Source organism: Carnobacterium sp. FSL W8-0810, assembly GCF_038007125.1.
GTDB classification, from domain to species: domain Bacteria; phylum Bacillota; class Bacilli; order Lactobacillales; family Carnobacteriaceae; genus Carnobacterium_B; species Carnobacterium_B inhibens.
The window spans coordinates 146,343-170,734 of the sequence record NZ_JBBOWO010000001.1 but is presented as its reverse complement, the minus strand read 5'-3'; the positions used below and the strand labels follow the sequence as shown (position 1 = coordinate 170,734).

Sequence of the window (24,392 nt, the reverse complement as noted above, 5' to 3'; positions counted from 1 at the left end):
TATCTGTGCTATGCTTTTTCTATACATAACACATAATATAAAGGATGTGATCGTTTTGACAACGAATGCAAAACAAGTTTCTTTCAAAGATAAACTCAAAACTTTCGTAGAAGTCGCAAAACCCAATTGGGCGCGAGCAGAAGTTTCTTCAAATGCAGCAGAACTTGCTTATTTTACTTTATTATCGTTATTTCCTATTCTATTGGTTGTAGCAAATATTATCCCGCTTTTTCCTATAAGTGCTGGAGATATTCTTCCTATGTTAGAGACGGCTGTGCCACCAGATATTTACAATGTTTTAGCTCCAGTTTTAGAAAGCTATTTGAGCAGTTCAAGTGGAGGAGCAATTTCTATTGGGCTGATCACGTCGTTATGGTCAGCAAGTAAAGCTTTTAATGCCTTGCAAAATGTTCTTAATGACGTTTATGGAGTCGAAAAAAGAAATAACTTTATTATTGTTCGTTTGGTCTCTTTCCTAGTTCAATTAGCTATAGTAGCTATTGTAGGGGCACTGATTTTCATCTTTGTTTTTGGTGAACAGATCTTATTGTTTGTTCAAGACTTTGTTGGAATCGATTTAGGCTTTGTTCTGCAAGTATTTGGTTATAAATGGTTGGTTTTATTAGTTGTCTTGATTCTTGTTCTTACAATGGTTTACTTTTTAGTACCGAATCATCGGTTGCATATTAAATATGCTCTTCCAGGAGCGATATTTGCAACTGTAGGCTGGTTGATATTATCCCAAGCCTTTACGCTTTATGTTAAATATGCTGGAGGAGAAGCAGCTGCTAGTGCAACATTTGGAGTATTCATTGTGTTAATGCTCTGGCTGTATCTATCCGCTATAATCTTATTACTTGGTGGATTGATCAATACGATTTATTTCGAATACAAAACCGGGGAATCTGTCAATGAAGCGAAACTTGAAAAGGATGAAGCTGAAAAAGAGGATAAAGAAAAAGAGTATCCAGACAGTTCAGATTCGATTCAACACAAAAAATTAGTTAAAGTAAAAACAGTAGAAAAACAAAAAGAAGACTGAGTCTAAACTCAGTTTTCTTTTTTCTACATACAGGTTTAATAGAGTAGCACTGTAAGTTTTTTCTAAGAAAGACGAGAAGCCTTTTTTTTAGGGAGGATTTCTTATATAATGGATTGAGTTTGATAAAGAAATTTTTGATAGATAGGATACAAGGAGAATTTTAAAAAATGACAGAAAATAAAGAAACAAAAATAGATTACGGAATTATTTTATCCGTCATGTTGCTTGCAATCATTAGTATTGCGACTATCTTTTCAACCACTTATTTAACTGGGAACTCTGGGATCAGTGCTACATTGATGCAAATCATCTGGTACGTAGTGGGTACAGTTGCGATTATCGTGATTATGCAGTTTGATTCGGAGCAGTTGTGGAAACTTGCTCCAATAGCGTATGGTGTAGGGCTCTTTCTGTTAGTGCTGGTATTATTCTTTTATGATCGGTCTCTTGAGTTAAGTACCGGAGCAAAAAGCTGGTTTAAGCTAGGTCGACTAACCTTCCAGCCTTCGGAAATCATGAAAGTTGCCTTTATTCTTATGCTGGCTCGTGTTGTAACAAAACACAACGGCGATTACTCAACTCATTACCCTAAAGCTGACTTCTTATTACTAGGAAAAATAATTTTAACATCTGTTCCTCCCTTGGTACTTGTAATGATGCAAAATGACTTAGGTTCAACATTGGTGTTTATTGCAATCATTATTGGTTTAATATTGATTTCCGGAATTACATGGAAAATTATTCTTCCTATATTTTCAGGTGTTGCCGCACTTGGTACATCATTGCTCGTTCTTGTAGTGTACAATCGCGATTTTTTATTGCGTTTAGGTTTTAAACCTTATCAATTTTCTCGAATAGATTCTTGGCTGAACCCTTATGGAGATTCGGGAGGTGCATCCTACCAACTGATTCAAAGTATTAAAGCGATTGGTTCAGGAAAAATGTTTGGTAAAGGTTTTGGAACTTCAGAAGTTTATGTACCCGTTCGCGAATCAGATATGATTTTTTCTACGATTGGAGAGAATTTTGGTTTTCTCGGCAGTTGTATTTTGATTTTTATTTACTTTTTATTGATTTATCAAATGATTCGCATTTGTTTTGATACGAAAAATGAATTTTATGCGTATATCGCAACGGGCGTTATCATGATGATCTTATTCCATGTTTTCGAAAACGTCGGTATGAGTATTGGATTACTTCCTTTAACAGGGATTCCATTGCCGTTTATCTCTCAAGGTGGAACAGCATTGCTTGGGAATATGATGGGTGTTGGGCTGATCATGTCCATGAGGTACCATTACCGTAGTTACATGTTCTCAGAAGAAGATGAAGACTTTAAATAAAAGCTAGTATAACGAACTAGAACTACTGGAGTGAACGTAATGCTTGAACTTTATCAACACCCGACGTGTTCAACTTGTAAAGCAGCAAGAAAGTGGCTGGATGAACATGCGGTAGAGTATCATGCAATCAACATGATCGATGCTCCACCAACAAAAGAAACCTTGATCCATTTAATTGAGCAGTCTAAGTTGCCTGTCATCCGTTTTTTTAATACAAGCGGAAACAGATATCGTGAATTAGGCTTAAAAACGGTCGTTCCAAATTTGGATATAGAAGAGGCTGCTGCTCTATTGGCTACAGATGGTATGTTGATTAAGAGGCCTCTTTTAACAGATGGAAAAAGAACCACTCTTGGATTTAAAGAGCCGGATTATGAAGCAGCTTGGGGAAAAGAAACTAAAAACTAGAATGGGAGCGACTAAAATGGAAAAAGAAATGAGATACAGCGAAAACGGCCTTTGGATTTTAAAAGAAGGCGACAACTACCGTATGGGATTGTCAGAGAAAGGACAAGACGATCTAGGTGAAGTCATGTTTGTAGAACTTCCTAACACACTAGCTGAAGTCAAAGAAAATGATGTATTGCTAGGTGTAGAAGGAGCAAAAGCTGTTACAGAATTGTTGTCTCCTTTAACTGGAATCGTTGTTCAATTCCATACAGAATTGACGGATAATCCTGAAAAGTTAAATAGTACAGATAAAAAAGATAACTGGATTCTTGAAGTGAAAGATGTAGAACCAGGTGCTTTTGAAAAATTGTCAGCAGAAGTTTAAGAATTAAAGTTGACAGAAAAAAAATGCTCTGTTAAAATGTGTTCAATATCAATAACGCGATGATAAGAAGAGTACGTTCGTAATAACCGTTTATAGAGAGCCTTGTTTGCTGAAAATAGGTAATGGATATTGAACCGAAGATGGTCTTTGAGCAGAATAAGTGAATGCTTTGCATAAGCCTATTCCGGGTGCACCCGATAACGTGCCACAGTATAAAAAAGTTGAAAAAGATTTAAGTACTGAATGAGGTTGATTTAGTGATGAATTGACAAATTAAGGTGGTAACACGAAAATGCAAAACTTTCGTCCTTATAGTAAGCAATAGGCTTAGTATAAGGACGAAAGTTTTTTTGTTTAAATGAAACAGGAGGTATAACTGAAATGATTGAATTAAAGGGTATTAAAAAAGTATTTCAAACAAAACAAGGGAGTTTAACAGCTGTAAAAGATATCAATGTCTCAATCAAGAATGGTGAGATTTATGGAATCGTGGGGTATTCTGGAGCTGGGAAAAGTACATTAGTACGCATGTTTAACGGCTTAGAAACACCAACCGAAGGGACTGTTGCTGTTGAAGGAAATGTTATTTCTCAACTAAAAGGAAAATCACTTAGAAAGGAACGTCAAAAAATTGGGATGATTTTTCAACATTTCAATTTATTATGGTCCAGAACAGTTGAAGAAAATATTCTTTTCCCGCTCGAAATTGCCAATGTACCAAAAAGTAAGCGAGAAGCTAAAGCAAAAGAGTTGATTCGCTTAGTTGGGTTAGAAGGAAGAGAGAAAGCTTATCCTTCTCAACTATCAGGTGGTCAAAAGCAACGTGTCGGAATCGCTAGAGCCTTAGCCAATGATCCAACATTACTGCTTTGTGATGAAGCGACTAGCGCGCTTGATCCACAAACAACGGATGAAGTTTTGGATCTATTATTGGATATTAATAAACGCCTGAATCTAACCATTGTATTGATTACGCATGAAATGCATGTGATCCGTAAAATTTGTGACAAAGTAGCGGTTATGGATAATGGGAGAATCGTTGAAGAAGGTTCAGTGATTGACGTGTTCAAGAAACCCCAACAAGAGATAACTAAACGCTTTATCCGCCAAGATGCAAATCCAGATAGTGAAGATACTGATATGATTTTTGAAGAATTATTGGCTGAATACCCAGAAGGAAAAATTGTTCATTTAACCTTCCATGGCCAACAAGCCAAGATGCCAATTATGTCAAAAATCGTTCGAGAAGATGGCGTCGATTTAAGCATCATTCAAGGGAACATTCAACAAACACAAGATGGCGCAATTGGTTCGCTTTATGTCCAACTAACGGGTGAAAGCCAAAAAATTGAAGTGGCTATTGAAGAATTAAGAAAACTCCAAGTAGAAGTAGAGGTGGTAGAACATGTTGTCGAAGCTTAATCTAGGGTCCAGTGTTTTATCACAATACCTCGATTTTTCAGAAGTTAAATGGGAAAAAATGCAAGAGGCAACGATTGAAACGATTGGAATGACGATCGGCTCAGTTGTCATCATCTTTTTCGCAGGCTTATTACTTGGATTATTGTTATATGAAACAAATGGAAAAAATACTGTGGCTGCTAAAGTACTTTATCGATTAGTGGCAATTTTAGTCAATGTTTTTCGTTCCATTCCATTTATCATTTTGATCGTCTTGTTGCTTCCAGTAACCAAAACACTCGTAGGGTCGATTACTGGACCGACTGCCGCTTTACCAGCATTGATTATTGCTTCAGCACCTTTCTTTGCACGGTTAGTTGAAATTGGTTTTCGTGAGATCGATAAAGGCGTAATTGAAGCAGCTGAAGCAATGGGGGCCAGCAAATGGCAAATTATTTATAAAGTATTGATTCCAGAAAGTCTGCCAGCTATTGTGTCTGGCATTACGGTTACAACTATTTCTTTAGTCGGATATACAGCGATGGCTGGTGTTATCGGTGCTGGTGGATTAGGAAACTTAGCCTATCTTGATGGGTTCCAACGAAACCAAAGTACCGTAGTGTTAGTCGCAACATTGATTATCTTAGTGATCGTTTTTATCATCCAAGCCATTGGCGATGTGATCGTTAAAAAAGTGGATAAACGCTAAAACAAGTTAGACAGCTCTATGAAGAAGGAATCATACTCATGAGTTGATAGAAAAGCACGACCGCAGTATAAATAGGGGATTTAAAAGCACTAAAAAATAGAAAGATAAAACAGGGGGATTTAGAGATGAAAAAGAAGACAATTTTATCAGCATTAGCAACAGCAGGAGTAATTGTGACATTAGCGGCTTGTGGAAATGGAAATGAAGAAAGCAATGGATCAAATGCAGAAGATACAACGATAAAAATTGGGGCAAGCAACGTTCCACATGCTGAAATCCTTGAATTTGTTCAACCTATTCTTGAAGAAGAAGGAATCACATTGGATATTACTACTTATAATGACTATGTGATACCAAATGTAGCATTGGATGAAGGCGAGATTGATGCCAACTATTTCCAACATATTCCATTTTTTGATGCAGCTGTAGAAGAAAACGGTTATGATTTTGTGAATGCAGGAAGTATTCATATCGAACCTTTAGCTATCTTTTCTCAACGTTATGAAAGTTTAGACGATGTAGAAGACGGTGCAACTGTTTTAGTCAGCAATAACCAAGCTGACTGGGGACGAGTAATCGGTATTTTCCAAGAAGCCGGTCTAGTAACAGTGAAAGATGGCGTAGATCTGACAACAGCAACATTTGAGGATATTGACGAAAATCCTAAAAATTTAGTTTTTGAATACGAAAATGACCCAGCATTGATGACGACTTTATACCAACAAGACGAAGCTGAATTGATCGCTATCAACTCTAACTTTGCAGTAGACCAAGACATCAGCCCAATTGATGATTCTGTTGCTATTGAAAGCACATCTTCTCCATATGCAAACATTATTGCCGTTCGTTCAGAAGATTCAGAAGACCCAGCAATTTTGAAATTAGTAGAAACATTGAAATCTAAAGAAGTACAAGATTTCATCTTAGAAGAATGGGATGGAGCAGTTGTTCCTGTAACAGAATAACGTAAATAAAAAGTAAGAAGCAGATAAAATGGCTTCTTACTTTTTTTGTTGGTAGCTAAGTTAAATCGATTGGATTAAATTTATTCCGAAATAGACGGGAATACTTGTAGAAAGTCAGAGGACCGTTCAAAGACTGTAGACTTCGTGGCTTTCAAGCTTCAAACAAAGTGCTGCTTTATTTTGTTGTTTTACGCACGATCAAAGTAAAAGCCAATTCTTCGGGTGTTAACTTTTGTAAAGTTAAATCGTTATTGATCATTTTAAATGCGTTTTCAGCTTGCTTATGTATGGAATAATCAATGGTAGTGATATCTAATAAATGAGAAATTTCAATATTGTCAAAACCAATCACTGAAAAATCCTCAGGCACTGAGAACCCTAAACGTTTTGCTTGCGAAACTAAACCAGCTGCAACAGCATCAGAGCTTGTCATGAAGGCATCAGGCTTGATCTCTTGTTTGGCTAACCATTGCGCAATACGTTCACCATCTTGGATACTGTTGATATCATTGAACTGTTCGGGTGAATGAGGGGTCAAAACGTATTTTTCACAAAAATATTCATACGCTTTGATTCGGCTTTTAGTATTCAAGCGACGAATATCGCTGTATAAATTAATAATGTTGCGGCACCCTTTAGCATAAAGGTATTCAAGGCCTAAAAGATAGCCATCATACTGATCAATAAAGACAGATAGAATACAAGAGGATTTAACTCTTTGCCAGGTAACGATAGGACCATATTTTGTGTACGATTCAATGGTTGCCCAATCGTTCGAACGAATGATCAGAAAAATACCGTCTAATTGCTTGCTGCGCATCAACTCTAAAGCATTTAATTCTTTTTTATAGTATAGGGTTTTATAAAATTATTCTTGAAAAGAAGCTTATCCGGATGCATGTTCCACAAATTTGCTTTTTGTTCCACGGAGGGTAAAATAAAGGTATGAATAAGAATATTCTTCACGCCATCTTCTTTGATAAAGAACACCATTGGGACTCGCTTGTGAGAATACACAAGAAAAGAATTCGCTCTGTGGTGTTGTCGGAAGTAGATAAGTTCCACTATTGCGGCGATGTGAGGAAAGGATTTCGATTGTTCGTTTGCGAAGGCTGTCATGATGTCAAGCATGTTCCGATTCGCTGCAAGGGAAAGTTTTGCCCGACCTGTGCGGTTGGGGAGAGTCAGCGCTGGAGCGACATGATTGCGGATGACATGTACCACACCATTCACCGGCATATCGTGTTCACGATTGATGAAGGATTGCGGGATTTGTTTCTCCTTCACCGGGAGGAACTGTTGAAGGGATTAATGGATGAGGCAGCAAACGTGGTGAAGGCGTATTTCCGCAAGAAACGCATCACCCCGGGCATCATCGCAGGCCTACATACCTTCGGCTCCCAGTTGGAGTTCAATTCCCATGTGCACATGATTGTGACCATGGGCGGGTTGACAGACGGCGGGAAATGGGTGGATTACGACTACATTCCCTATAAACTCTTGCGAATACATTGGCAGAACGCGGTTCTTAAGCTCCTGCGGCGTACCCTTACTCCGAAGGAGAAGAAGAAAGCCCAGCCCCTGCTGCAAAACGCGTATTCGAAGAATGCGGAAGGCTTTTACGTGAACGCCCCGAAACGGAGCAGGACCAATGTGAAGGCACTGCTGCAATATATCAGCCGATACATGAAACGAGGACCCATCGCGCTCGAACGGATCATCTATTACGATGGTGACACGGTCCTCTTCCGGTATCATGACAAACGCACAAACAAAGAAGCAATCAAGATAATGGGGGCCAAAGAGTTTATCCTTTCGCTGATCCGGCACATCCCGGACAAAGGCTTCAAAACAATCCGCCATTACGGGTTGTACAGCAGACGTATCAAGAAGACCGTCCAAAAGGTGGTCCGTCATCTACAGGAGAAGATGACGAAGTTGCTCATCCGTGCGCGAAAGATGGCCCAACCGAAAAAATGGCGCGAAAGGATAACCGAAACATTCGGAATCGATCCACTCAAATGTTCGAAATGCGGCAACTACTACGAGTTCAAGGGGATTGTTGTGTCCAAAAAAGGACAGCTTACCATCCAATATGCGAACGATTGGGATGCGAGAAGGTATTTACGGGAGGAGATTGAACGGATTGAGTCAGAAAAAGAAAAACACCAGCAGAGAAAAGCAGAAGCGCAAGCTCTTGAAAACCTTCGGTTCGACTGGGAAGGATTACGACAGAGAGCCCAAGGACAAGAGCGTGAGCTATATCTGTCGTCAATGCAGGGCAGTGGAAGAGATTCCACTTGAGGTCGTGGAGCAATTCGATTGGCTGGATGGGGGAGATCCTCATGACCCACCGCGGTTCAGCTGCCAAGTCTGCCAGGGAGAAATGATTCCAGAATATTTCCGAGGTGCCACCGGCGTCCTCTACGACAATCGATATCTCCGAGTTGAAAGTCTCCACTAAAATAAAAAGGCCTCGAGCGTTAGCTCGAGGTTTTCTTATGTCTTTAAAACAACGTTTAAGATAGTACTCTTTTCAAGATAATGATACACTCAAAGAAAGGATAATGGTTGGGAGTGATTAGTGTGTATAAAGAAATACCAGCGAAAAAATTAGATAAACGTGTCATTCGCTATGAACGAACAAAAGATATTATTGAAAGTTTTTTTACCTTAGCTGTTTTTGTCCTTTTAATGTTTTTGACTATCCGATTTAATTGGCCAATCTGGTTGATGGCCATCTGGATTGTTTTGCCGATCATTGATTTTTTATTAAGTCTATTCGTATTGCCTTATTTAAAGTTAAAGGCTATACGCTATGAAATGCATGCGCTTCATCTTGAAATTATGAATGGTCTCTTTTTTAGAAAGAGAACGTTGATTCCAATTGAGCGGATCCAACACGTGGTCGTCAAAGAAGGTCCATTGACTAGGAGATATGGGATCCAAATAATCGAAGTCTTTACTGCAGGAACAGGGCATGAGATTCCACTGTTGTTGAAAAAAGAGGCAGAAGAGTTAAGAATTCAATTGCTAGACCAGATAAAGGCGGTGAAATCAGATGTATAATGAAAAAAAATTGCATCCATTGACCCTTATTACTGAGGCCTATAAACGGTTGATTTCTTTTATCTTGCCTATTCTGTTCTTTGCTTTTACCGGCCCAGATATGGAAGGCTTTGGCTTGATTTTGCCACTGCTTTTCTTTACGATTTTTGGCTTGTCATACCTAATGGACGTTTTAAGATACATACGAACATCTTTTTGGATTGCAGGAAATCGATTTGTGGTAAAAAGCGGGTTATTTATTCAAAAAGAAAAAGATGTTCAAATTAGTCGGATTCAAAGCATTGATTACAGTGAAAACTTGATTCACCGTATTTTTAATGTCACAAAGTTGGAGATCAAGACTCCTGGAAAAGGGATAACGTTAGATGCGTTGTCTAAAGAAGATGCATTAAAGCTGGCGAACCAACTGCATTACCTTAAAGAAACATCATTTGAAATTGACAGTGATATCAACGATGAGCGTGAAGAGAAGCAGATCGACCGACACAGTGGATTCTCCTTGCAAGAAGCAGGGGTCACAAAAAAATTGTATTCTATGAGTTTAGTAGATATCCTTAAGATGAATTTTATGGGAGGAACTGTTTTTAAAGGCCTGATCATAATTGTGGGAGCAGTAAATATTTTTGGAGAGTTTATTCCTGATTCAATTTTTAATCAAGCGGGGACAATCTTCAGTCAAACAGCAATTGCCTCTTTTATTTTTATCGGTATCCTGCTGTTTATTCTATTGTATGTGCTAGCTACAGTGCTTTCGACTATTAAGAATTTTGAATACAAAGTCGAATTAACCAAAAATCACGTGACCATTGAAAAAGGATTGCTTGAAGTTAAGAGCCAAACGATTGCTTTAGCCAATATTCAAAGCGTATGGGAAAAACAGAACTGGCTGCAAAAACTAACGGGCTATACAACCTTTTGGGTAGGCATCACTAGTGATGATGAAGTGGATAAGAAAGATTCTGTGAGTGAAATGACTGAAGAAGGAAAAATTCTGTTGCTGCCGTTGGTAAAAAAGGATCAGCTTGCAGCGTTAAGAGCGGAGATCATTCCGCAGTTCAATTTTCAGCCTGCTCAAACGATCATTCCGATTCGATCTTTTAGACGGTTTGTACAATTTCCATTGCTATTCTGGATCATTGCAGCAGCTTTAGTTTCTTACTTTTTATGGCCTTATGCATGGACGATCGGTTTAGTGGGTAGCTTGCTGTCACTTTTGTATGGTTACCGCAGCTACAAAAAAACGGGTTATGCTTTATCCACAGAAGAAGTAACCTTTCAGTTGATAACCTTCCTAGGTACCGAGATCATGTACTTACGTAAAGACCGTATTTTAAATTTAACAGTCAAGCAAAATCCTTTTTTAAGAAGAAGTCGATTGGGGAAAGTAGAAGTCTTTAGTGCCTTAGGAGATACATCCCAAAGCAAAGAACTGTCTTTTATTGAAGAAGCCGACTGTGAGCGGTTATTTGATTGGTTCTTGACAAAAGAGAGGAGTGAAAAGCATGGAGCCTGAAAAAGAGCTGGACCCTCTAGTTTTAAAACTATGGCGGATACGTGGATTTATGAACAGCATTCCTATGGTCGTTATTGCACTGGTGTATAACTTTTTTTTCCAAATCATGCCCCATACACCATTGCCGGAAGAAGGTATCTATATTACCATTGCTTTGGCTCTGTTTGGAGGATTTATCTCTATTTATGCACTGCCAACATGGCATTATCGGTCTTGGAGAGTAAATTATCGAATGGATGAGATTGATTTCATCTCAGGTATTTTTATTAAAAAACGAATCACAATTCCCATCATTCGCATCCAAAATATCGAATCAAATGTTGGACCGTTAGCAAAAAAAATAGGCGTCATGTCTTTGACCATCTCAACAGCTGCTACAAGTCATAAGTTGCCGGAGATGCCCGAAGAAGAGGCTTTGGAATTAAAAAAAAGGATTCAACGATTGATTCGCAACAGTTTATAATACAAAAAGAAACTCGTTCATAATCTGACCCACAAGAGTAGAAGGACTACTGCTGTGAAGGAAAGAAACTGAACGAGCTTTTTTGGCTCTCTGTCAATGAATGTGTTTGTTAAAAAAATTCTTCTGGAATGAACTGTTTTGCTTGTACTAGCTATGGCGTCGCCAGAAGATTATAGTCTTCTGGCTTTCAAGCCTTAAAAGGAACGTAATCGCTATTACTAAAATAGAAACCAATTCTTAATTCATTTTTTTAATGGTGCGTTTGACAAAGTCTGTAAATAAACGCTGCATCATTAAATCGTACGGAATCATTAATTCGGGATGCCATTGCACGGCTACGATACTTTGATTGGGGGATTTTGCTTCGAAGGCTTCAATCAAGCCGTCTTTGCTCCAAGCCACAGCTTTAAAAGGATCAGCTAATTCTTTGATGGCTTGGTGGTGATACGTATTGACTACATATTGGTCGCCAAAAATCTTTCCAATCTTACTTTCAGGATCAATATTGATCGTATGAGCACCGGTTTCAAAGTGTGTCAATTGAATGTGTTGAACGGTCAAGTCAGGATAATCCGATACATCCTGATACAGTGTTCCGCCATAAGCAACATTCACGAGTTGAAGGCCGCGGCAAACAGCAAAAATCGGTTTTTCTTGATGAATCGCTTCTTTTACAAGTGCAATCTCAAATGCATCACGTGCTGGATTGGTCGCGCCTAACTTTAAACTGGGTTCTTCGCCAAATAATAACGGCGACACATCTTGTCCACCAGCTAATAGTAGTCCATCTACTTTCGATAAATAGTCTTTAGCTTCAGCCGGATCGCTGATGGGGAAAACAACCGGGATAGCATCAGCTTGGCGAATGCCATTAACAAATCCTTGTGGTGTGTAAGTGATCGGTAAGCCGTTCAGGTCAGCATTGTTCAATAAAATATTTCCGGCTATTCCAATTAATGGTTTCATAAATGATCCGTCCTTTCATTAATAAAAGCAGTACAACTAAAACACAGCACATTAAAGGAATATGCTTGGTTCTGCCAGCTTCATTTTTTTCTTAGTTTACATGATTATAGCAGAAAAGTAACTTCAGAGCATTTGTTAATAAGATTGCGAAAGCAAGAGGGTTAGTCTAAAATATAAAGTAAGAAAGACAGTAACTCCAAAGAAGTATCATTTGTGAAAAAATTCTAAAGCATAGGAGCGAATCGAAGCTATGTCCGTATTAGAAGTGAAAAACCTACATGTATCGATTGAAGACAAAGAAATTTTAAAAGGTGTCAACTTAACAATGAAAACAGGCGAAATCCACGCCATCATGGGACCAAATGGAACAGGAAAATCAACTTTATCCGCCGCTATCATGGGTCATCCGAGCTATACCGTTACAGAAGGTGAGATTTTATTGGATGGTCAAGATGTTTTAGAAATGGCCGTTGATGAACGTGCTCGAGCAGGGTTATTTTTAGCCGTGCAATACCCGAGTGAAATTGCAGGAATCACGAACGCAGAATTTATGCGTGCAGCAATCAATGCTAGAAAACCAGAAGACGATAAAATATCCGTTATGAATTTTATCAAAAAGTTAGATGACAAAATGGCAGTATTGGATATGCCAGAAGAAATGGCGGAGCGTTATTTAAATGAAGGCTTTTCTGGTGGAGAAAAGAAACGCAATGAGATTTTACAATTGATGATGATCGAGCCAACATTTGCTATTCTGGATGAAATTGATTCTGGTCTAGACATCGATGCCTTGAAAGTCGTATCAAAAGGAGTCAATGCGATGCGCGGCGAAAATTTTGGGGCATTGATCATTACCCATTACCAACGGCTATTGAATTATGTCACACCAGATGTGGTACATGTGATGATGAACGGCATTGTTGTTAAAACAGGCGAAGCCGAACTAGCTAAACGTCTGGAAGCGGAAGGCTATAAAGGCATTCGTGATGAACTTGGTTTAGACATTGTGCTAGAAGACGATTAGGAGGATCAAGATGAAAGAGACCAATTATATAGATTATCTTGACTCTGTTCAGCAATTTTCATTAATGCATGAAGAACCGTTGTGGATGATGGAATTTAGAAAATCAGCGTTGACTAAAATCAACTCTTTAGAACTGCCCTCATTTGAAAGAGTTAAGTACCAACGGTGGCCATTGCTGCAAATCCCGGATCTATTCAGCTATGAAGAAGGGATCATGCTGGCAGAGGATTTTTTAACCGGCGATAGCGATGCACCGAGAGTGATTCAAGTCGGCAACCAAACCGTTATGGAACAATTGCCAATGGAGTACATTGAACAAGGTGTAATCTTTACCGATATTTTTACGGCTTTGCAAGAGCATTCGGAGTTAATGGAAAAGGTCTACATGAAGCTAGCTGTTGAACACGATGAAGACAAACTGACCGCTTTTCATGCGGCCTTTATGACCAGCGGCTTGTTTTTATATGTTCCTAAAAATGTTGTGATCGATGAACCGCTTGAAGCGTTATTTGTCCAAAACAGTCAAGTCCAAAACAGCTGGATTAAGCACGTCTTGATTTTTGCGGATACCAATAGCGAATTTACGTATGTCGAAAAATACGAAACCATTGGCACCGAAAAAAATGCAGCCAATATTATTGTGGAAGTGATTGCCAACCCTGGAGCGAAAGTGAAATTCTCAGCAGTTGATCAAATAGGAGAAACAACTACTACCTATATCAATCGCCGTGGACATGCACTCAAAGATGCCACGATTGAGTGGGCGATTGGCGTTATGAACGCTGGGAATGTGATTGCCGACTTTGATACCGATCTGATTGGTGAAGGCGCACACAGTGAAGTCAAAGTTGTGGCCATCAGTATGGGCAAACAGATTCAAGGCATCGATACCCGTGTCACCAATTATGGACGCAATACGATTGGGCATATTCTGCAACACGGTGTGATTTTAGAGAAATCAACCTTAACCTTTAACGGTATTGGGCACATCATCAATGGGGCTAAAGGGGCAGATGCTCAGCAAGAAAGCCGCATCTTGATGTTGTCTGAACACGCTAGAGGAGACGCAAACCCAATTCTGTTAATCGAGGAAAATGATGTGACGGCCGGGCACGCAGCTAGTGTAGGCAGAGTAGACCCAGAAAATCTGTATTACTTAATGAGTCGAGGCATTCCTAAACAAGAAGCCGAACGCTTAGTCATTCGAGGATTCTTAGGTTCCGTTATCGCAGCGATACCGTTAAAAGTTATGCGTGACGGGTTAGTGGATACGATCGAAAGGAAGTTAAGCAAATGAGTTTTTCAGCCGAACAATTGAAAAACGATTTTCCGATTCTCACTCAAATTGTGAACGATGAACCGTTAGTGTATTTAGATAATGCTGCAACCACTCAAAAACCAACAGCCGTATTGGCTGCTCTTGAAACGTATTACCGTGAAGCCAATGCCAACGTCCATCGTGGCGTGCATACTTTGGCTGAACGAGCAACAACGCAATACGAAGCAGCGCGTGAAAAAGTACAACACTTTATCCACGCCAATGAATCAGCTGAAGTCTTGTTTACCCGCGGCACCACGACCAGTTTGAACTGGGTAGCTAAAAGCTATGGTGAGGCGAACGTGAAGTCAGGAGATGAAATCCTAGTTTCAGTGATGGAACATCATTCCAACTTGATTCCGTGGCAACAGTTAGCTAAGAAAACCGGAGCTGCATTAAAATATATCGAATTAACAGAAGAAGGCTTATTGGACATGGAGAGTTTGCACGCTCATTTAAGCGAGAAGACTAAAATCGTAGCGTTGACACATATCTCCAATGTACTTGGTGTCGTTAACCCAATTCAAGAGATTGCGCGACTGGCCCATGCAAGAGGAGCCGTATTAGTGGTCGATGGAGCACAAGCTGTTCCGCATATGCCAGTGGATGTCCAAGAGTTGGATGCTGATTTTTATGCCTTTAGTGGACATAAAATGGTCGGACCGACGGGTATTGGTGTGTTGTACGGGAAACGCTCCTTATTGGAACAAATGGAACCCGTTGAATTTGGCGGGGAAATGATCGCTATGGTGGATGAACAAGACAGTACGTGGAAGGAATTGCCTTGGAAATTTGAAGCAGGAACCCCTAATATTGCAGGAGCCATTGGATTAGGCGCAGCCATCGATTATTTATCAACCGTTGGACTGACGTCAATTCATGAACACGAAAAAGATTTGATGGCTTATTTATGGCCGAAACTAACGTCAATCCCAGGATTAACGATATATGGACCAAAAGATACAGCCAAACGAACCGGTATCGTGACATTCAACTTGGATGGACTTCACCCACATGACGTGGCAACGGCCATGGATATGGAAGGGGTAGCGATTCGAGCCGGCCATCATTGTGCTCAACCATTGATGCGCAGATTATCAGCCGATTCAACGGCTCGAGCGAGTTTTTATCTGTACAATACGACAGCAGATGTGGATAAATTTATCGAAGCATTGCTGGCAACAAAGGAGTTTTTTGCTCATGGCCTTAACTAAATTGAATCAATTGTACCGTCAAGTTATTTTGGATCACTCTAGCCATCCGCATCATCATGGAAAATTGGAGCAGTCAACGACTCAAATCGAGTTGCTTAACCCGACTTGCGGGGACGTGCTACAACTGCAATTGGTCGTTGAAGACCAATTGATCAAAGACATTCGTTTTGATGGAAGCGGTTGTACCATCAGCCAAGCCAGTGCCAGTATGATGACCGATGCCGTCATGGGAAAAACTGTTTCTGAAGCGCTAGCCTTAGCAGATCAATTTTCCCTGCTTGTACAAGGCAAAGAGGTTCCGGAACTAGAAGAGTTGGGAGATGCCGCTTTATTGAATGGTGTCGCAAAATTTCCTGCCCGCATCAAATGTGCGACGTTATCGTGGAAAGCACTCGAAAAAGCATTGAGTGAAAAAAAGCCTGATGAAGGAAAAGCAAGGAGTGAAGCATAATGGGAGAAGTACCAGAACGCGAGAATTACCAATTCGGTTTTCATGATGATGTGGAATCCGTCTATACAACGGGAAAAGGACTAACTGAGGCAACCGTTCGAGAAATTTCAAAACGCAAACAAGAGACAGCCTGGATGTTGGATTACCGTTTGAGAGCCTATGATCACTTTATCAAACGATCAATGCCTAAATGGGGAGCGGATCTATCAGAAATCGACTTTGATAACATCACTTACTACAAGACCGTCAGCAATCAACCCGAACGCGACTGGGAAGATGTACCGGATAAAGTCAAAGAAACTTTTGAACGCATCGGGATTCCAGAAGCAGAACGCAAATATTTAGCTGGAGCTGGAGCACAATACGAATCTGAAGTGGTTTACCACAATATGAAAGAAGAATTTGAAAAAATGGGGATCGTCTTTACCGATACCGACTCAGCGCTAAAAGAATACCCAGAAATCTTTAAAGAACACTTTGGAACAGTCGTGCCCGCAACAGACAACAAACTAGCAGCACTCAATTCTGCTGTCTGGTCTGGTGGAACGTTTATTTATGTTCCCAAAGGCGTACGCTGTGACGTGCCACTACAAATGTACTTTCGCATCAACGATGAAGCAATGGGCCAATTCGAACGCACGTTGATTGTGGTGGATGAAGGTGCAAGTGTCCATTATGTAGAAGGCTGTACCGCGCCAACTTTTTCATCCAGCAGTCTGCACGCCGCAATCGTTGAAATCATTGTAAAAAAAGATGCTTACTGCCGCTATACAACGATCCAAAATTGGTCGAACAATGTCTACAACTTAGTGACCAAACGCGCTGTAGCCGAAGAAGGAGCCACTATGGAGTGGATCGATGGCAACCTTGGAGCGAAAACAACAATGAAGTACCCAAGCATCCTGTTAAATGGCCGCGGAGCCAGAGGAACGATGCTGTCGATTGCGATGGCAGGAGCTGGACAAAACCAAGATACTGGGGCTAAGATGATTCATAATGCACCCAACACTTCCAGTTCGATTGTCTCAAAATCGATCGCTAAAGGTGGTGGAGAAGTCAATTACCGTGGACAAGTCACGTTTGGTAAAAACTCAGGCGGATCGATCTCACATATCGAATGTGACACGATCATTATGGATGACTTATCCAAGTCAGATACCATTCCATTCAATGAGATCCATAATGGGAATGTCTCACTAGAACATGAAGCCAAAGTCTCTAAAATCTCAGAAGAACAGCTTTATTACCTTATGAGTCGCGGCTTGACCGAACAACAAGCCACCGAAATGATTGTCATGGGCTTCGTTGAACCTTTCTCCAAAGAATTGCCTATGGAATACGCAGTGGAGTTGAACCGATTGATTGCATATGAGATGGAAGGGTCAGTTGGTTAGTATAATGACAGCTTTTAAAATTTTGAATGTATTAATGGAACAAAATTATTCCGAATTCAGTTGGTTCTCTAATAGGTCATTAGCTTAAGGGATTTAACAATGATAAAGATCGAGGGTTCATGCAATGAATGCATGAACCCTCGATCTTTTATGATGGAAGAAGGTTTCTTTCCTTCTCTTTTTATTTCATCATCTTGACCAGTGAAGTAATAGTTTAGATGCAAGTGCAAGTCCACATAAGAGGTGGCAAAAAACGCCTTTGTCAATCGGTTACTTTACGTGTTTTTCGTCTGTACACGAGGTCTTTGTGCGGATTTTTGACCGCCTCTTCGAACTTGTTTACTTTTAGCGCGTGTTCCATTATTGCGCGTGGCAACAGCTTTTCTCGCCTGCTGTGTTGGAGATTGAGTGTCTTCTTTCAACAGATAAGGATGGTCTTTTATGACTGGAACTTTCCTCTTACTAAGTTTTTCAATGTCGCGCAACAAGTCTGATTCTGTTTCATCACAGAAAGAGATAGCTTTTCCACCTAGCCCTGCGCGTCCTGTACGGCCGATACGGTGAATGTAGGTTTCTGGAACTTCAGGCAAGTCAAATTGGATAACTTGCGAAAGCTCAGGCACATCGATACCACGGGCTGCAATGTCTGTCGCTACGAGAACGCTAGTTTTCATGGTCTTGAAGTTTTCTAAAGCTTGTTGACGCGCATTCTGAGACTTGTTGCCGTGAATCGCTTCGGCGGAGAAACCCGCTTGCAGAAGTTTTTTGACGATTTTATTGGCACCATGCTTGGTTCTGGAGAAGACTAGGGAGCGCTCAACCTGCTTATTCTTCAAGAGATAGATAAGTAGGTTAGTTTTTTCGGTCTTGGCTACGCGATAAACGCTCTGTTGTATGACTTCAACAGTTGATGAAACCGGATTGACCACCACTTTTACCGGGTTTGATAAAATAGTTCCCGCAAGTTTTTCGATTTCATTCGGCATCGTTGCTGAAAAGAACATGCTTTGACGTTTCTTAGGCAATTCGCGGATAATATGGCGTACATCACGTAGCATTCCCATGTCCAACATCATATCGGCTTCGTCTAAGACGAAGAAATCAACCTGATTCAGTTTGACAAATCCTTGTTTGATAAGATCCAAAAGTCTGCCTGGCGTCGCGATTAGGATATCCGTTCCACGTTTCAGCACGGCTGTCTGAGGATTCTGGGAAACGCCACCAAAAATTACTTGGATATTCAATGGAAGGTATTTAGCGTATGTTTGGAAACTATCACCGATTTGTATGGCAAGTTCACGTGTAGGAGCAAGGATTAAGGCTTTGATGGCACCTTTTCCAATTGTTTTTTCTTCCATAATATTTTGAAGGATGGGTAAGGCAAAGGCAGCTGTCTTACCAGTACCAGTCTGGGCACAGCCCAACAAGTCCTTGTTGTTCATTAAATGCGGAATGGCTTCTTCTTGGATAGGCGTTGCTTTCGTATAGCCTGCTTCTTTCAGTGCGTGCAATAGGTGTTGGTTCAATTCTAATTCATTAAATAACAAATGGTTCTCCCTCGGCATGTTATACATGCATTTAATTTTTGTGAATGTGTTCCGGATTAGGTTGGTTTAGCATACGAGAGTCTGACTATCTTTCAAAAATCGACCTAATCCGAACAGGTATATAATTTCTCTGAGAAATAGCGTGACTGGGCTATTGTATCAGAAATGGAAGTGAGAGTCACACTATTCCTTTTTTTGGATTTTAGAGTTTTTATTTTTACATAAAGATGATTTTCAAAAACACTTATTTTTGGAAAAGTAACTAGTTATCTTATGATAATTTTTACTTTATTGAATGAAAATTTAAAATTCCTTTTATCCCACAGCAATTGTCCAATAAAATGAGACAATAGTGTCCGCAAGTGAAAATAATAATAAGTTAACCAAGTTAGAATGTGATTTAGAATTTTAATGAATTTAGTTTGTCTACATGGCTTTTTTTGAATTAACCAATAGAAAAATATCGGAATAGTAAATCTTACTATAAATATTTGTGAATAATTGAACATTTCTATTTACTTTAATAAAATTCAATCATATAATTAGAATCGAAGATACTTATCAATTTAAAAAGTTTGATTTGTCTTATATAGTTATCTGGTTTTAGACAATATATAAAAGTATGAAAGTGCAGAACTGAACGAATAGAAAAAATATAAAATAATTGGAGATGAAAAAATGACTATACTAAAAACAATGAAATACTTAGGTCTTATTACAGCTTCAACCTTGTTGCTAGGGGCGTGTGGAGAAAAAAATGCTGCTGAAGAACAGACAGCTGCGAATGAACAGTCAATGGAACAGACAGAAAAAACAACTTTTCCATTAACGTTGGATAATTACACTGCATCGTCAGAAGGCGCGGTATTTTCAGAAAAAGAAATCACGTACGAATTTAGTCCAAAATCGATTGTGGCCAATAATCAGGGAACAGCGGAGTTGCTGATCCAACTTGGATTAGCTGAAGACATTGTAGGCGTAGCTGCCTTATACGGTGAAGGGGATGAAGCGGTGACTGAAGATTTCTCTAGCATTCCTGTTTTGTCAGAAGGATACGTAGGAAAAGAATTAGTTGTAGGTACTGATCCGGATATCGTTGTGGGGCGTGGGCAACTGTTTGCCAATGCCGAATGGGGAACAGGAACAGTTGAAGAATTAAATGACGTGGGTATTCAGACGTATATTCAAGCGACATCAACGACTGGCGCAACTTTTGAGGATATCTATACAGACATTGATCAGTTAGGAAAATTATTTACGGTTGAAGAGAAGGCACAACAATTTTCAACGGATGTGCAAACGCGGATGGACGCGATCGTCGCAGCCATTCCTACTAAACAAGAAACACTTGATTATGCGTATATTTTTGGGGCAGAAGGTACGAATGTGGATATTTACAGTGGAGCAGCAGACACTTACTTAAACGATGCATTAAGCTATATGAGTTTAGAAAATACATTTTCAGATGCAACGGGAGAAATAAGTGTGGAAGCTTTATTGGAAGCTGATCCAGATGTATTATTATTGGTTAACTATACTGGTGGACGCGATCCCAAAGAAAGCTTAGCTGATTTGAAAGCAAATGACGCACTTTCAAGTCTGACAGCAATCAAAGAAGACCGTATCTATACGATCGATTACAATCAGTTCTGGAGTTATGGGTACCAAATTTTAACCGGTATGGAACAACTCAGCGCTGAAATGCAGTCAAAAAATTAATTTATAGTAGGAGGGAGTAAGCTGATGAACCACATCGATAAACAACGAAAGTTATTTTATATGTGTTTACTCCTTCTTATTGTATTGATTATTTTTTCGGTTGGAATCGGTGTCGCGATCGGACAAGTTGCAGTGCCTTTAAAAGAATCTTTTCAGATACTGCTTAAAAATTTGTCAGGTGGAAGGATTGATAACTTACCGGGAGGTTCTTCTGATTCTTTCGAAAATATCATCTGGCAGATTCGTTTTCCGAGAGTACTATTAGCGATGCTCACAGGTATGGGCTTATCCTTAGCTGGTGCGGTCATGCAGACAACGGTCCAGAATCCACTCGCAGACCCTTATATTTTGGGTATTTCTTCTGGAGCCTCTCTGGGGGCAACATTTGCTATCATGATCGGCTTTGGTGGAACCAGTATATTGGCTCAATTTGGTTTGTCTTTTTGGGCATTTTTAGGTGCTGTGATAGCTGCTCTGCTAGTCTTACTGCTGTCGAACGCTACTGGACAAATGAATTCAATCAAATTGATTTTATCCGGGATGGTATTAAATGCTCTTTTTACAGCCTTTTCCAATTTTATTATTTATATTGCTAACGATGCGGAAGGGATTCGTTCCGTCACTTTTTGGATGATGGGAAGTTTAGTAGGAGCCAGTTGGTCCAAGCTTCTTTTGATAGCCACCGTTGTTCTGGTTTGTTTGCTCTTTTTCTTAACCCAAATACGGACGTTGAATCTTATGTTATTAGGCGATGAATCAGCCATTACGCTTGGAGTAAATTTGAAATTTTACCGCAAATTGTATCTCGTTATTACGTCGGTTTTAACGGGAGTCATTGTGGCAAATACTGGAATGATTGGATTTGTAGGGTTGATTATCCCACATATTGTCCGTGGGATAGTCGGGTCAAATCATCGGTATTTTTTACCATTATCAGTTTTTTCAGGATCCTTATTCATGGTATGGTGCGATATCTTGTCTCGCATTATCCTGCCAACGGTTGAATTGCCTATTGGTATTTTAACCTCTTTAATTGGTGCACCACTGTTCATTTATATTTTTGTGAAAAAAGGCTACGAGTTTGGAGGGTAAGTATGAATTTAACGATTGATAACGTATCGGTATCTATTGCCTCTCAGAAGATTATAGAAGGTATTTCTTTGCATGTTAGTCAAAATCAGTTTGTAGGTGTAATCGGACCGAATGGCTGTGGGAAATCGACTTTATTGAAAAGTGTTTCTAAACTACTTGAACCCAGTAAGGGAGTCATTACTCTGGGTGATGAAAATGTTCAAGATCTTTCAAATAAACAGCTCGCACAAAAATTAGGTGTTGTGGGGCAGTTTCACGAAATCAATTTTGATTTTTCCATCCGTGACATGTTATTACTCGGACGCTCACCATATAAAGGTTTGATGGAGAGAGACAATGCTTTAGATTATAAAATTGTTAATCAGGTTCTTCTTCAACTGGACTTGGAAAAAATCGCGGATAGGAGTTTCTTATCCCTGTCCGGTGGAGAAAAGCAAAGGGTCATATTAGGTAGAACCTTGGTCCAACAACCTAAATTTTTAGTTTTAGATGAGCCCACCAATCATTTGGATATCAAACATCAATTGAGTATTTTAAGAACAGTCGGTTCTTTGCCTATTGGTGTATTAGCAGCTTTACATGATTTGAATCTAGCTGCACGCTTTACGGATTATTTGTATGCGATGAAAGATGGACGGATCATTAAAGAGGGAATACCTGAAGAAGTGTTAACAGAAGCGGTCATTAAAGAATTGTATGAAGTGGATTGTCACACCTATGTTAACCCTATTTCAGGTAAACAAACCATTGAATTTCTATGAAAATAAGAAAACGTCTTTATAAAAACACCTCTGTCGCATTCATATACATTGAATGCGACAGAGGTGTTTTGCGTCAATTTAGTAATTTAAGTGTTTTGAACAAACCTATTTACATTTCCATCCAACTGGGCTCCAAGGTATTTCCGTCTGGATCTTGTACTTCAAGTCCAAACATTTGATTTTCAGACATCCCCATGTCTACTTTGTAGAAATCACCGCCATTGGCTTTGGCTGTTTCAGCAAATTTTTTAACTGCATCAGCACTTTCCAGACTGAATGCAATTAGAGAGCTGCTAGTGGTTTGAGTGTTTGCAATTGTTTTATCTTTAATGAAACGGCTATAAAATTCGTGATTCAGCAGCATAATCCAAAAGTGATCATCCCAAACCATTGCCACAGCTTCATCGTTTGAGAATTCGTTATTTTTAGCAAAACCTAATTTTTCATAAAATGCAGCAGAGCGGTTGACATCAGATACAGGGAAATTTACAAAAACCATTGTTGACATAAAGATCCTCCATTCTCTTCATAGACTGATTTTATTACAAGTAAAGCATCTCACGAGGGAACTTTTTTGTCAAAAATAGTAGATTAAATTGCGCTAGTCATTATAAGGTTTATGCCAAGTCTACGCGAGTAAAAAATGAGGGCTAAAACCGACAAAATGTTGAGAGACTCTGAGCTTTATCCCGTTAAAAAAGTAGCACTTCTATTATACTTAAGTAGAGAAGGTAATAGGAGGCAACTAAGATGAAAAAAATGATTATGGGAACGAATCATGCGTCTATTGCAGTGGAAGATGTTGGAGATGGTCAGCCAATTGTTTTCTTACATGGGTGGCCGTTTGATCATCAGATGTTTGAATACCAGTACAATTATTTTTTGCCTAGAGGGTATCGAATGATTGGAATCGACTTTCGTGGGTTTGGTGAATCAGATTTAGTAATTGAAAATTACGGCTACGACACATTTGCGGACGATGTTAAGAGAGTTTTAGAAGAACTGCACATTGAAGAGGCTATTTTGGTCGGATTTTCGATGGGTGGAGCGGTAGCCACGCGTTACATGGCTCGTCATAAGGGATTTGGAATTAAAAAGCTGATCTTAATCAGTGCAGCAGTTCCGCAATTTGCTAAGAAACCTGCTTACTCCATCGGGATTAAAAAGTCAGAAATCACAGCCATGATTGAACAAATTCAAGTTGATCGTCCTAAACTGATCCAAGACTTTATTAAAAAGTTGTTTCATGAGAAAACCTTAGTCTCCTATAAAGGTTGGCTGACAAATTTGGCAGTAGGGTCTTCTTCTTATGGGGTGATTCTTTCAGCTCTGGCTATGCGAGATGAGAATGTACGAGAAGACCTTGAAAAAATTACGGTATCGACCTTGATTTGTCATGGTAAAAAAGACACTGTTTGTTCGTATGAAGTGGTGGAAGAAATGACTCAATTGATTTCTAAAACTATTGTCGTGCCCTTTAGAAAGAGCGGACACGCGATTTTCCACGATGAAACAGAGAAATTGAATCGGACGATGTTGATGTTTATTCAAAATAAGAACTAACGAAAAAAGCTAGAAACAGAACCTGTTTCTAGCTTTTTTGTCTACTATATTTATTTTGCACAT

23 protein-coding genes, 1 pseudogene and 1 other annotated feature are annotated in these 24,392 nt (G+C 39.5%); of the genes and pseudogenes, 20 read left to right on the top strand and 4 right to left on the bottom strand.

What is annotated here, in order from left to right; genetic code table 11:
• Positions 1 to 46: 46 nt before the first annotated feature.
• From NST49_RS00905 to NST49_RS00875, 7 genes are all read left to right on the top strand, one after another.
• Positions 47 to 1,042, top strand: coding sequence for a YihY/virulence factor BrkB family protein (locus NST49_RS00905; protein WP_341048637.1), 996 nt, complete (start codon positions 47 to 49; stop codon positions 1,040 to 1,042).
• A 167-nt stretch (positions 1,043 to 1,209) separates the two neighbouring features.
• Positions 1,210 to 2,385, top strand: coding sequence for an FtsW/RodA/SpoVE family cell cycle protein (locus NST49_RS00900; protein ID WP_034538238.1), 1,176 nt, complete (start codon positions 1,210 to 1,212; stop codon positions 2,383 to 2,385).
• Positions 2,386 to 2,424: 39 nt separating this feature from the next.
• Complete coding sequence (locus tag NST49_RS00895) at positions 2,425 to 2,793, top strand: arsenate reductase family protein (protein WP_034538240.1); 369 nt, start codon at positions 2,425 to 2,427, stop codon at positions 2,791 to 2,793.
• A gap of 16 nt (positions 2,794 to 2,809) precedes the next feature.
• Entirely contained in the window at positions 2,810 to 3,160 is a 351-nt protein-coding gene (locus NST49_RS00890; protein ID WP_023176910.1) for a glycine cleavage system protein H, read from the top strand.
• Between the two features lie 50 nt (positions 3,161 to 3,210).
• Positions 3,211 to 3,474: a binding site (T-box leader), on the top strand.
• A gap of 67 nt (positions 3,475 to 3,541) precedes the next feature.
• The gene (locus tag NST49_RS00885) at positions 3,542 to 4,582 is read left to right on the top strand and encodes a methionine ABC transporter ATP-binding protein (protein WP_341046526.1); all 1,041 of its coding nucleotides are present in this window, start codon (positions 3,542 to 3,544) and stop codon (positions 4,580 to 4,582) included.
• Entirely contained in the window at positions 4,566 to 5,270 is a 705-nt protein-coding gene (locus NST49_RS00880) for a methionine ABC transporter permease (protein ID WP_023176912.1), read from the top strand. The genes NST49_RS00885 and NST49_RS00880 overlap by 17 nt, the downstream gene beginning before the upstream one ends.
• Positions 5,271 to 5,395: 125 nt before the next feature.
• On the top strand, positions 5,396 to 6,235 hold the full coding sequence (locus NST49_RS00875) for a MetQ/NlpA family ABC transporter substrate-binding protein (RefSeq protein ID WP_341046523.1): 840 nt from the start codon (positions 5,396 to 5,398) through the stop codon (positions 6,233 to 6,235).
• A gap of 175 nt (positions 6,236 to 6,410) precedes the next feature.
• On the opposite strand, the pseudogene NST49_RS00870 reads toward NST49_RS00875, so the two are convergent.
• Positions 6,411 to 7,073, bottom strand: a pseudogene (locus NST49_RS00870) (substrate-binding domain-containing protein); the annotation flags it as partial.
• A gap of 107 nt (positions 7,074 to 7,180) precedes the next feature.
• Between NST49_RS00870 and NST49_RS00865 the strand changes: the two are divergent.
• From NST49_RS00865 to NST49_RS00850, 4 genes are all read left to right on the top strand, one after another.
• A complete protein-coding gene (locus NST49_RS00865) occupies positions 7,181 to 8,539 on the top strand; it encodes an IS91 family transposase (protein ID WP_341046520.1) in 1,359 nt (452 codons plus the stop codon).
• A gap of 282 nt (positions 8,540 to 8,821) precedes the next feature.
• Entirely contained in the window at positions 8,822 to 9,304 is a 483-nt protein-coding gene (locus NST49_RS00860; RefSeq protein WP_341046518.1) for a PH domain-containing protein, read from the top strand.
• Entirely contained in the window at positions 9,297 to 10,817 is a 1,521-nt protein-coding gene (locus NST49_RS00855) for a PH domain-containing protein (protein ID WP_341046516.1), read from the top strand. Before NST49_RS00860 ends, NST49_RS00855 begins: the two co-directional genes overlap by 8 nt.
• Positions 10,807 to 11,280 carry a PH domain-containing protein gene (locus NST49_RS00850; RefSeq protein WP_301426236.1) on the top strand — a complete coding sequence of 158 codons (474 nt, stop codon included), beginning with the start codon at positions 10,807 to 10,809 and terminating at the stop codon, positions 11,278 to 11,280. The genes NST49_RS00855 and NST49_RS00850 overlap by 11 nt, the downstream gene beginning before the upstream one ends.
• Before the next feature lie 237 nt (positions 11,281 to 11,517).
• Here NST49_RS00850 and NST49_RS00845 read toward each other — a convergent pair whose 3' ends face one another.
• Positions 11,518 to 12,246, bottom strand: coding sequence for a gamma-glutamyl-gamma-aminobutyrate hydrolase family protein (locus NST49_RS00845; RefSeq protein ID WP_341046513.1), 729 nt, complete (start codon positions 12,244 to 12,246; stop codon positions 11,518 to 11,520).
• Between the two features lie 250 nt (positions 12,247 to 12,496).
• On the opposite strand from NST49_RS00845, the gene sufC reads away from it, so the two are divergent.
• From sufC to sufB, 5 genes are read left to right on the top strand one after another with little or no spacing between them, the layout of a single operon-like run.
• The gene (gene sufC, locus NST49_RS00840) at positions 12,497 to 13,270 is read left to right on the top strand and encodes a Fe-S cluster assembly ATPase SufC (RefSeq protein ID WP_341046511.1); all 774 of its coding nucleotides are present in this window, start codon (positions 12,497 to 12,499) and stop codon (positions 13,268 to 13,270) included.
• A 10-nt stretch (positions 13,271 to 13,280) separates the two neighbouring features.
• Entirely contained in the window at positions 13,281 to 14,567 is a 1,287-nt protein-coding gene (gene sufD / locus NST49_RS00835; protein WP_341046509.1) for a Fe-S cluster assembly protein SufD, read from the top strand.
• Positions 14,564 to 15,802: a cysteine desulfurase gene (locus NST49_RS00830; protein ID WP_341046508.1), complete on the top strand. Its 1,239-nt coding sequence runs from the start codon at positions 14,564 to 14,566 to the stop codon at positions 15,800 to 15,802. Before sufD ends, NST49_RS00830 begins: the two co-directional genes overlap by 4 nt.
• A complete protein-coding gene (gene sufU / locus NST49_RS00825) occupies positions 15,789 to 16,253 on the top strand; it encodes a Fe-S cluster assembly sulfur transfer protein SufU (RefSeq protein WP_301426241.1) in 465 nt (154 codons plus the stop codon). Before NST49_RS00830 ends, sufU begins: the two co-directional genes overlap by 14 nt.
• The gene (sufB, locus tag NST49_RS00820; protein ID WP_341046507.1) at positions 16,253 to 17,647 is read left to right on the top strand and encodes a Fe-S cluster assembly protein SufB; all 1,395 of its coding nucleotides are present in this window, start codon (positions 16,253 to 16,255) and stop codon (positions 17,645 to 17,647) included. The genes sufU and sufB overlap by 1 nt, the downstream gene beginning before the upstream one ends.
• A 275-nt stretch (positions 17,648 to 17,922) precedes the next feature.
• Here the strand turns inward: sufB and NST49_RS00815 are convergent, their stop codons facing one another.
• Positions 17,923 to 19,194, bottom strand: a complete 1,272-nt coding sequence (locus NST49_RS00815; protein WP_023176936.1) for a DEAD/DEAH box helicase — start codon at positions 19,192 to 19,194, stop codon at positions 17,923 to 17,925.
• Positions 19,195 to 19,872: 678 nt separating this feature from the next.
• On the opposite strand from NST49_RS00815, the gene NST49_RS00810 reads away from it, so the two are divergent.
• Genes NST49_RS00810 through NST49_RS00800 form a run of 3 tightly spaced genes read left to right on the top strand, consistent with a single transcriptional unit; the run spans position 19,873 to position 22,766 of the window.
• Positions 19,873 to 20,913 carry an ABC transporter substrate-binding protein gene (locus NST49_RS00810; RefSeq protein WP_251166315.1) on the top strand — a complete coding sequence of 347 codons (1,041 nt, stop codon included), beginning with the start codon at positions 19,873 to 19,875 and terminating at the stop codon, positions 20,911 to 20,913.
• Between the two features lie 24 nt (positions 20,914 to 20,937).
• Positions 20,938 to 22,005, top strand: coding sequence for a FecCD family ABC transporter permease (locus NST49_RS00805; protein ID WP_251166314.1), 1,068 nt, complete (start codon positions 20,938 to 20,940; stop codon positions 22,003 to 22,005).
• Between the two features lie 2 nt (positions 22,006 to 22,007).
• Positions 22,008 to 22,766 carry an ABC transporter ATP-binding protein gene (locus NST49_RS00800; RefSeq protein ID WP_251166313.1) on the top strand — a complete coding sequence of 253 codons (759 nt, stop codon included), beginning with the start codon at positions 22,008 to 22,010 and terminating at the stop codon, positions 22,764 to 22,766.
• Between the two features lie 109 nt (positions 22,767 to 22,875).
• Here the strand turns inward: NST49_RS00800 and NST49_RS00795 are convergent, their stop codons facing one another.
• Complete coding sequence (locus tag NST49_RS00795) at positions 22,876 to 23,274, bottom strand: VOC family protein (RefSeq protein WP_341046505.1); 399 nt, start codon at positions 23,272 to 23,274, stop codon at positions 22,876 to 22,878.
• A 242-nt stretch (positions 23,275 to 23,516) separates the two neighbouring features.
• Between NST49_RS00795 and NST49_RS00790 the strand changes: the two genes are divergently transcribed.
• Positions 23,517 to 24,329 carry an alpha/beta fold hydrolase gene (locus NST49_RS00790; protein ID WP_187948875.1) on the top strand — a complete coding sequence of 271 codons (813 nt, stop codon included), beginning with the start codon at positions 23,517 to 23,519 and terminating at the stop codon, positions 24,327 to 24,329.
• Positions 24,330 to 24,392 lie beyond the last annotated feature (63 nt).